Genomic DNA, 9,707 nt, shown 5'->3' on the forward strand with positions numbered 1-9,707 from the left:
TACTGAAGGGGCCGTTTTTTTTTTTATTTTGGATAATGTATTCTCCTATTTAACTTGTTGGATGTTCTTCCTTTCCATCATCCAATATTTAGATTATATTGTTGAAGAGGTGATGAATGTTGTCCACAAGATTTAGCAATTGGTCTTCTTATTTTAAAAGTAATCCTTGGCCTCTCTTATTGTTTTTGCTGGGGGCTGTGATTCGCATTTTTTACTTTGGTTCGATTCCAGGTGGCTTGAATCAGGATGAGGCATCTATAGGTTATGATGCTTACGCTATTCTTCATTATGGAATAGACCGCAATGGTATTCATTTACCTATTCACCTCATTGCTTGGGGAAGCGGACAGAATGCACTTTATGCTTACTTATCAATGCCTTTCATATTATTGTTCGGACTCACTCCAATGTCTGTACGTGCTGTTAGCTTAATCATGGGTCTACTGGGTATGCTCGTATTCTATCTTCTTTCCAAAGAGCTATTTACTTCCAGAACTGCTGGTATTGTGGCGATGTTTTTTATCGCAATTAATCCTTGGCATATTATGATGTCAAGATGGGCACTGGAATCTAATTTATTTCCCACCCTGATTCTGTTCTCCGTTTATATGTTACTTAAATCATTTCATATTCCGAAGTGGTCTTATGGATTTACAATTATGCTTGCCCTTTCACTTTATGCTTATGGAACATCCTATTTTTTTGTGCCGATATTTGCTTTAGGTGCTGGAATTCTTCTATTCTATACAAGAGCGCTAAAGCTTCGGACCATTCTATGGAACTGTGCTCTGTTTATATTAATGTCACTTCCAATCTTCCTATTTATTATGATCAATCGATTGTCGCTAGAGGGGATTTTGACCCCATTATTCTCAATTCCGAGATTGACAACGCCGCGTGTGGAACAGGTAACTTCTATATTCGGAGGGCAACTATTACATACAGCATTAAGCAATTTCCGGGAATTTTTGAAGATATTAATTAGCGGATCTGATGGTTTGCCTTGGAATTCGATTTCACCTTATGGATACGCGTATCCTATTGCGTTACCCTTTGTACTTATAGGACTTATATTTATGTTAACGACAATACGGAACCGTGGTCGTGAGCGGACGGGACTGCTCGTTATTTTACTTTGGCTGTTTGTTTCCGTTTTGATGACCTTTGTTACGAACGTAAACATTAATCGGATGAATGTGATTTTCTATCCAATCATTTTGCTGATTGTTGCAGGGTTTATGTGGTTAAGCAAGAAAGTAAAAGTATTAGCAATTCTGTCGGCTGTAACCTTTAGCTTATTTTTTGTTCTATTCACTACAGTTTATTTCCGCGATTATCCTAAAGAGATAGGACCAGCTTTCTATGAATCTTTCGGTGAGGCTATACAATATGCGTCTGAAGAGAGTGCTGGGAACATCTACGTGACTGATAAAGTTAATATGCCTTATATTTATGTGCTTTTTTATGAGCAGATCAATCCCCATGATTTCTTAGCAACCGTTAATAATTCTAATCCTGGAGGTGCATTTCAGCAGGTGTCTTCCTTTGGAAGATATAGATTTGGATATTCAAGCATAGTTCCAGGAGAGACAGCGACATATATCTTGTGGAATGGTGATCCCATTCCTGCTGAAAGCGATAATTATTCGGTTAAACGGTTTGCCAACTATACTGTTGTGACCGCTAAGACTGGGGTAGTAGAGGGAATCTCGGAATTTACAAATGGAGGATTTGAAGAGGGGATATCAGGCTGGAGCTTCTCATCCGGTACGGGTGTGGCGACCAATAATCCCTATAATGGAAGTTATCTGGCCTATCTTGATCCGGGATTTGACAAAACGATTACACAATCTATCAGAATAGCAGAACCTGGAGAATATAAGCTTGGTATAATGGTTAGTGCCGGTGGAGAAGAAGGAAGGGTTGGCGTCCGAGTTAATGGCGTAGTGCGGACGGAGGCTGAAATACCTGCTAGTGAGGTTTATCAAGAGCTTACACTTCCAATGGTATCTATCGGTCAGAATGAGCAAACTGAAATTTTTATTAAAGGCGGTAAAGGCTGGATTAATATAGACGAGGTGAGGTTGGAACGATGATCAAGAGTACACGTACGGCCGCAATGACTGTATTGATGCTGTTATTGTTTTTGCTTCCTGTAACAAGCATTTATGCAGACGGAAATCTATTGCAGAACCCTGGATTTGAGGAGGGAGGAGAGGATGCTCCTTCTAACTGGACTAAGGATATGTGGATTTCTGGAGACAACTCGGGCATACTTTCAATCCAATCGGACGAGGTTCACTCCGGTAGTAAAGCGGCAGTCATTGAGAATATCGAGCCCAATCATTTGAAATGGGTGCAGACGATTAAGGCAACGCCGGACAGCTATTATAAAATCTCTGGATGGATCAAAGTAGTAAGTACCGCAGGCGAGGGAATGGGCGCCAATATACTTGCCGTTGGAGTAGGTGGGGGTTATCCCAGTGTAACGGATACGGCAGGAGAGTGGCAGTATCTTGAATACATAGGCCAGACAGGACCTAAGCAGAAAGAATTCGGCATAGGTGCAAGTTTGGGAGGTTACTCCAGCTTGATTCAAGGTAAAGCTTATTTTGATGATTTGTCTGTAGAAAAATTAGACGCTGCTCCCGAAGGGGCCAACGTCATTTCGCTGGATAGTGCAGCAGTTAGTCAGGATGCTGGTGGCAAAAAAGCGGATATCCCACATAAGGTATCTCCAACCAAGATGCTGCTGATCTCAGCGCTTTTCAGTGTATTTTTTGCAGTGCTTTATACCAAGGCATTCCGCAGTGAGAAGCTTATGAAGCAACCTGAGAATGTCTATTCCAAATGGCTGAGCATTGCCATCGGGGTTGCTTTTATCCTAAGGGTCTGGATTGGTCTGACTGCTCAAGGCTATCAGAACGACATGAATACCTTTATAGCTTGGGGTCAGCGCATGGTTGATTTAGGTCCAGGCAAGTTTTATGAAGAAGGGTATTTTGCCGATTATCCTCCTGGTTATTTGTACATTTTGTACATGCTTAGTCTTATTCGCGGTGTATTTGGCTTTGCGCATGGTTCGGGTGGAGAGAATCTGCTATTCAAACTGCCAGCGATTATTTCTGATTTGGTATTGGGTTACTTCATATATCAAATGTCCCGCAAAAAACTCGGCTCAGGGATCGCTTTTGGCTTAACGCTATTATTTCTGTTTAATCCGGCGGTGCTTGTTAATTCAGCGGCGTGGGGACAAGCGGATTCGTTCTTTTTGATTTTCCTGTTGCTCAGTATCCATGGCGCTGCGAACAAAAAGTTTGTTCAATCCGCGATTTTGTTTGCATTAGCAACTTTAATTAAACCACAATCGTTAATATTCACACCGGTATTATTGTTTGCTTTCTATCATCACCGTGCTTGGAAGCAGCTTGGATTTGGAGCTTTGTATGGATTAGGGATATTCGGATTGCTCGCGGCACCATTTTTCTGGAATAACGGTGGTTTAGTTGGCCTTATTAATCTGTATAAGAGTACGTTATCTTCCTATCCCTATTCTTCTGTGAATGCATTTAATCTATATGCACTGACTGACCCGATGTGGTCATCTCTTGACCTAACTTGGTTAGGTATTACTTACCGTGTATGGGGCTTCATATTTATTTTAGTGGCAGTAGCCATAGCAACGGTTTATTCCTTCAAAAAAGATCGCTTGGATTTATCCAAATCCTACTTTATCGGTATGGCGCTCATTGTAGTAGTCTTTGTGCTTGGAACCAAAATGCATGAACGTTATATGTTCCCTGCTGTTATTCTATGTATGTTCACTTATATAGCGAGTCGGGATCGTAGGTTTTTATCCCTATTCCTTGGATTCAGCTTAACGCAGTATATCAATGTGGCTTATACGTTAACTCATCTAAATGCAGGTGTAAATCCAGGTGCAGATGGAATCGTTTTGGTTACTTCTATAGCTAACCTGTCATTATTGCTATACATGCTCTACATTGGTTATGACGTGTATGTTCGTGGGGGAGTAAAGCCTCTTCCAGCACCACCAACACCTGAAGAAAAATATGAAGAAGACCTTAAAGTCGTCGAGCAAATAAGACCGCACCAGAAGGGAGGGAGATTGAGCGATGAAGTTTAAGCGTATAGATTGGATATGTATTCTTGCCATTACTGCCGTTTACGCGGCAATTGCTTTATATAATTTAGGTTCTACTAAATCTCCAGAGACCTTGTGGGAGCCAGCTGCCAGCGGTGAAAGCTTCTATGTAGATCTAGGACAGAGTAAACAATTGGAACGCGTGAATATCTTCGGTGGCGTAGGTACCGGGAAGTTTAAGCTCGAATTCAGTGAATCCCCTGATGTCTGGAGTAGTCCTCTGGATGTAAGCGAGGATGTTGGGAATGTCTTCATCTGGAAAAGCCAACCTCTGAACGTTGCAGCAAGATACGTGAAGTTTACAGTCACCTCTCCAGGGTTCACTTTAAATGAAATGGCCTTCTATGAGCAGGGAGGCGAAAGAGTGCCTCTTCCTATAGCCGGTGTTACACCGGATGCTAGTGCAGTCGCTAAAAGAGGAGAACCTGCCAATCTTTTTGACGAGCAGTCACTCATCCCTGAATATTCTAACTTTATGAATAGCACTTATTTTGACGAGATCTACCATGCACGGACAGCTTATGAATATACACACGGGATTGTGCCTTATGAGAACACGCATCCACCACTAGGCAAGCTATTGATCGCAGTAGGGATGGAACTGTTCGGAGTTAATCCTTTCGGCTGGCGTATTATCGGAACATTGTTCGGGATTGCCATGCTGCCTCTCATTTATGTAATGGCACTACGGCTCTTTAAAAAGAGCAAATACGCAGCACTTGCAGCTGGATTGTTCGCACTGGATTTCATGCATTTCACACAAACAAGAATCTCTACGATCGATGTATACGGAGTATTCTTCATTATGTTAATGTTTTATTTCATGCAGCGATATTACACTATGAATTTCTTCAGGCAGCCCTTAAGAAAAACGCTAATTCCGTTGTTCTGGTCCGGCCTATTCTTCGGAATTGGTGTCGCCTCCAAGTGGATTGTATTGTACGGAGGAGCTGGGCTGGCCATTATGCTAGCTATCTCGCTCTTCGAGCGCTACAGAGAATACCAAGCGTCAGGACGGTTGCTCGCGGAAGGGAAGATCAAAGACAAGGAACTGCTAGGCACTTGTCGCGAAGCTGTAAATTCGTTCTGGAAGAATACCATCATTACGCTAGCTAGTTGTGTTGCATTCTTCGTAATCATACCGGTCATTATTTATAGTTTATCTTTTGTTCCGGGTTTATCTGCATCCGCAGAGGGCTTTACTATAAAAGGCTTGATTGATTCCCAAAAGAACATGTACAACTATCACAGTCAGCTTGTAGCTACACATCCTTTTGCGTCCTCCTGGTGGCAATGGCCGTTTATGAAGAGACCAGTCTGGTTCTTTAGTGGCAGTGAGGGTTTGCCGCAAGGTCAGGTCAGCAGTATAGTGACTATGGGGAATCCGCTTATCTGGTGGACGGGTATTTTCGCAATGCTGGCAACGCTGTGGATTACACTGAAACGCAAAGATAAGACCCTTTATATGATCTGGATCGCCTTTTTCTCACAATATGTTCCATGGATGCTTGTCCCAAGGGAAACCTTTATCTACCATTATTTTGCTATGGTTCCTTTTATGATTCTTGGTATTGTATATATAATGAAGTTGCTAGATAGCAAATATCCTGAGGCTCGTTATGTTAGTTATGTCTATGTGGCTGTTGCTTTACTGCTCTTTGTCGCGTTCTACCCTGTCCTGTCAGGGATGCAGGTAAGCGGAGATTATGTGAAGAATATGCTGCGTTGGTTCCCATCTTGGGTTTTCTAAGATTTTTTTAAAATATCTATAACAATAAGTTTATGCTTACAGCGTTATTATGAAGTACAGAAAGATGTAACGCTCCATAAAGCTTTTAGGAGGAATAAAGGTGAAAGCCAGATATAGTGTAATTGTACCCATGTTCAATGAGGAGCAAGTAATTAGCGTTACTTACGAACGTTTGAAAAAAGTAATGGACGAATGCGGCGATACTTATGAGCTAGTCTTCGTTAATGACGGAAGTCGTGATCGTTCGGCCCAGATGATTCGGGAGATCAGTGATCGGGATGAATGCGTCAAGCTAATTGACTTCTCGCGTAATTTCGGACATCAGGTAGCGATTACAGCTGGCATGGACTATGCCGAAGGTCAAGCGGTTGTTGTTATTGACGCTGACCTTCAAGATCCACCGGAGGTCATTTTGCAAATGATCGAGAAGTGGAAAGAGGGCTATGACGTTGTGTATGCGAAGCGGCTGAAGCGCCGTGGAGAAACGATGTTCAAAAAGGTAACGGCCAAGATCTTTTATCGATTGCTCAGCAGCATGACAAGTGTAGACATTCCCACGGACACAGGTGATTTTCGTCTTATTGATCGTAAGGTATGTGATGTCTTGCGAGGTCTCAAGGAAAAAAACCGGTATGTTAGAGGTTTAGTGAGCTGGGTCGGCTTCAAGCAGACGATGGTGGAATATGAGCGGGAAGAACGATTTGCAGGAGAAACTAAGTATCCTCTTAAGAAAATGATTCGTTTTGCGCTGGATGGGATCACTTCCTTTTCGCATAAGCCACTTAAGATTGCTACGTATGTCGGATTCTTTCTTTCCTTCTCCAGCTTTCTCTATTTATTCTTCGTATTGTTTCAAAGAATCTTTTTCACCTCATGGACGGTTCCAGGTTGGGCTTCCATTGTAGGGGTCAATTTGCTCTTTAACGGTATCGTTCTGATGCTGCTAGGTGTAATCGGTGAGTATATTGGACGAATTTATGACGAGTCTAAGGATAGACCGTTGTATATTGTCAGTGAGACCATAGGATATCGTAACGAAGAAGAAGTGGATCGCCGGAAGGATTACAAAGATGTCAGATAAGAACTTTCGGACTGCTTTCATACAGTTTCTCAAGTTTAATGCTGTAGGTCTGGTAAATACCCTCATTGATTTCGTAATCTTTACATTACTGAACTCACTTGGGATGGTATATGCGTTGGCACAGGTGATTTCTTATAGTGCAGGGACAGCGAACAGCTTTATTTTGAATAAAAAAGTAACCTTCAAGGATCGTGATCGTGGCAATAAAGAGGGTTTTGATAAGACGCAGTTGCTGAAGTTTATCGTACTGAATCTGGTAGTACTCGGAATATCGCTGTTGCTAATGCATCTGTTGACTGACAAACTAGGCATTCAAGTGTTGATCTCTAAGGTATTAGTGACGTTTGTGACGGTGATCATTAACTTCTTCGGAAGTCGTAAATGGGTATTCTAAAGTTCAGTAGAACCAATCTACGGAGGTGAAAATCATGCGTAAATTCTCGTATGTGCTCATACTGGCGGGGATCCTTATCATGCTCTATCCAAAAGCTAACGAATGGTATAACGACTGGCAGCAGGATAAGCTATTAGAATCGGCTGAACTGAGCACCAGTGAAAATACTTCACCACCTGATCTGAAGAGCAGATATGCCGAGGTCACTCAGCTACTAGCGGAGGAATCAGCTCTAGATGCACAAGCACAGCCGCAAGAAACAGAAAAGCCGGAGCCGGAAATTGAAGTGGGTGGCAAAGTTATCGCATTAATTGAGATCGATAAGATCGATCTGAAGCTGCCTGTATTAGAAGGGGCTACTAAAGCGAATATGAAGCATGCCGCGGCCCATATGAAAGAAACAACTCCAATAGGAGAAATAGGGAACGCCGCAATAGCTGCACATAGAGCTAGAACTACGGGCAGATTGTTTAACAGATTGAATGAGGTTGTGATTGGGGATACGATTACGGTAAAGACTAGCGATCAGACTTATAATTACGAGGTTTATGATATTTCTGTTGTACTTCCTAGTGATGTGTCTGTTCTAGACGGGAATAACAAAGATAAAATTCTTACTCTAATTACGTGTGACCCACTAGTAGATCCTACACATCGTTTGATTGTTCATGCCAAGCTTTCCTAATCGTTGACGAGAAATAACAAGAAAACTCAAATACAGAGAAATAACTATAAAATAATAGTAAATCTAGCAATTTTGTTCTTGTTTACGAGGATAAATATGGTAGTATAAGACTATAAAAGCTAAACACGATAAACGGCAAACCTATCGAAAGGTAGGGACGCAAAGCTAAAGGGCCTTCCCGTAAGGATGGCAGCCAGTTACCGAATGAAGAGGCTTTTTTTGTTTTTATAAAATATATAAGAATCTTAGATTCGTATTTCTACTTGGACTGATTCTGTTAATTTGTCTAGTGAAATTAGAACAGATAGAGCTTATACGATAACGGCAAACCTATCGAAAGGTAGGGACGCAAAGCTAAAGGGCCTTCCCGAAAGGATGGCAGCCAGCTACCGAAAGGGGTTTTATCCGTGAAAAAGGTTTATTTTATGATGGTGGCGCTGTTCGTACTGATTACTGCGGTTCCGGTAAGCACAGCTCAAGCCGCAAGTGTAGATGCGAGCTGGTTGATTACATCGAAAGTGGCTCAAGGTGTTATTGGGATTAACTATGATATTCCGAAAGATAAAAGAATCAAACTCATGATCACAAAAGACAACAGCAGCTATACATATAACTTATATGCTTCTGGACAAGCTGAGGACTTCCCTTTACAACAAGGAAATGGTACTTATAAGGTTTCTGTTCTTGAGAACACAACCGGCAATAAATACAAAGCGTTATATTCCGAAGTAGTAGACGTAACTATGAGTGACTCGAATTCCGTATATTTGGGCTCCGTACAGAATGTGAAATGGAGTTCTTCTGATAAAGCGATCCTTAAGGCAAAAGAGCTTACAAAAGGCAAAACAACAGATGAAGAGAAAGTTAAGGCAATCTATAACTATGTAGTTGCTAATGTACAATACGACTATTCTCTTGCTAATAACGTAACAACAGATTACATTCCGAACATTAACAACACTTTGAATACTAAAAAAGGAATCTGCTATGACTATGCTTCTCTTTTTGCCGCAATGCTGCGTAGTGTAGATGTGCCTGCTAAATTGGTGATGGGGAATACTAGCTACGTTACGCAATACCATGCATGGAATGAAGTGTTGATGGATGGGAAATGGGTTACTATTGATACCACGGTAGATGCATCGTCAGCGAAGAGTAAGAAGAATACGGATTTTATTAAGGCTTCAAGTAAGTATACTGCAGCAAAATACTATTAATTTGCATCGCTAGAATCATAACTCTATTAAATAAACAACCAGCTTAATTATTAAGCTAGTTGTTTATTTTTCTATTAGGGGTTGCTTTTCTATGAATAGATAGGTTATTATAGTTAAGCGTTGTTAGACAGCGTACAGGCAATGTTTGAGAGAGTTATATAAACGGCTTTCGAAAAATAAAGCTTGCATTACTGAGAACAACATGATATATTATAAGAGTTGCTGCTGAGACATTAAACGGCGTCAACGAGAACTTGATCTTTGAAAACTGAACAACGAGTGAGTAGGAAATCACGAAAGTGAAATCCAAAATTAGAGAATTAATTTTCTCGTCAGATGTTTCAAAATGAGCATATCGCTCTTTTCAATACTAATTGGAGAGTTTGATCCTGGCTCAGGACGAACGCTGGCGGCG

At 41.4% G+C, this 9,707-nt stretch carries 7 protein-coding genes and 2 riboswitches; all 7 genes read left to right on the forward strand.

Annotated features, from left to right (window positions below; genetic code table 11):
* The first annotated feature begins 116 nt into the window (after positions 1–116).
* A complete protein-coding gene (locus PAENI_RS06290) occupies positions 117–2,096 on the forward strand; it encodes a glycosyltransferase family 39 protein (RefSeq protein WP_149644682.1) in 1,980 nt (659 codons plus the stop codon).
* Positions 2,093–4,147, forward strand: coding sequence for a glycosyltransferase 87 family protein (locus PAENI_RS32510; protein WP_262495519.1), 2,055 nt, complete (start codon positions 2,093–2,095; stop codon positions 4,145–4,147). Before PAENI_RS06290 ends, PAENI_RS32510 begins: the two co-directional genes overlap by 4 nt.
* Positions 4,137–5,915, forward strand: a complete 1,779-nt coding sequence (locus PAENI_RS32515; protein WP_262495520.1) for a phospholipid carrier-dependent glycosyltransferase — start codon at positions 4,137–4,139, stop codon at positions 5,913–5,915. The genes PAENI_RS32510 and PAENI_RS32515 overlap by 11 nt, the downstream gene beginning before the upstream one ends.
* Before the next feature lie 100 nt (positions 5,916–6,015).
* Complete coding sequence (locus PAENI_RS06300) at positions 6,016–6,996, forward strand: glycosyltransferase family 2 protein (RefSeq protein WP_076285851.1); 981 nt, start codon at positions 6,016–6,018, stop codon at positions 6,994–6,996.
* On the forward strand, positions 6,986–7,390 hold the full coding sequence (locus tag PAENI_RS06305; protein ID WP_042184722.1) for a GtrA family protein: 405 nt from the start codon (positions 6,986–6,988) through the stop codon (positions 7,388–7,390). Before PAENI_RS06300 ends, PAENI_RS06305 begins: the two co-directional genes overlap by 11 nt.
* Positions 7,391–7,424: 34 nt before the next feature.
* Entirely contained in the window at positions 7,425–8,075 is a 651-nt protein-coding gene (locus PAENI_RS06310) for a class D sortase (protein WP_149644683.1), read from the forward strand.
* Positions 8,076–8,199: 124 nt separating this feature from the next.
* Positions 8,200–8,280, forward strand: a riboswitch (cyclic di-GMP riboswitch).
* Positions 8,281–8,388: 108 nt separating this feature from the next.
* A riboswitch (cyclic di-GMP riboswitch) is annotated at positions 8,389–8,469 on the forward strand.
* A 13-nt stretch (positions 8,470–8,482) separates the two neighbouring features.
* Entirely contained in the window at positions 8,483–9,292 is an 810-nt protein-coding gene (locus PAENI_RS06315; RefSeq protein ID WP_081383096.1) for a transglutaminase-like domain-containing protein, read from the forward strand.
* Positions 9,293–9,707 lie beyond the last annotated feature (415 nt).

Origin of the sequence: Paenibacillus sp. B2(2019), from assembly GCF_008370385.1 — a bacterium.
Lineage (GTDB): Bacteria > Bacillota > Bacilli > Paenibacillales > Paenibacillaceae > Paenibacillus_AQ.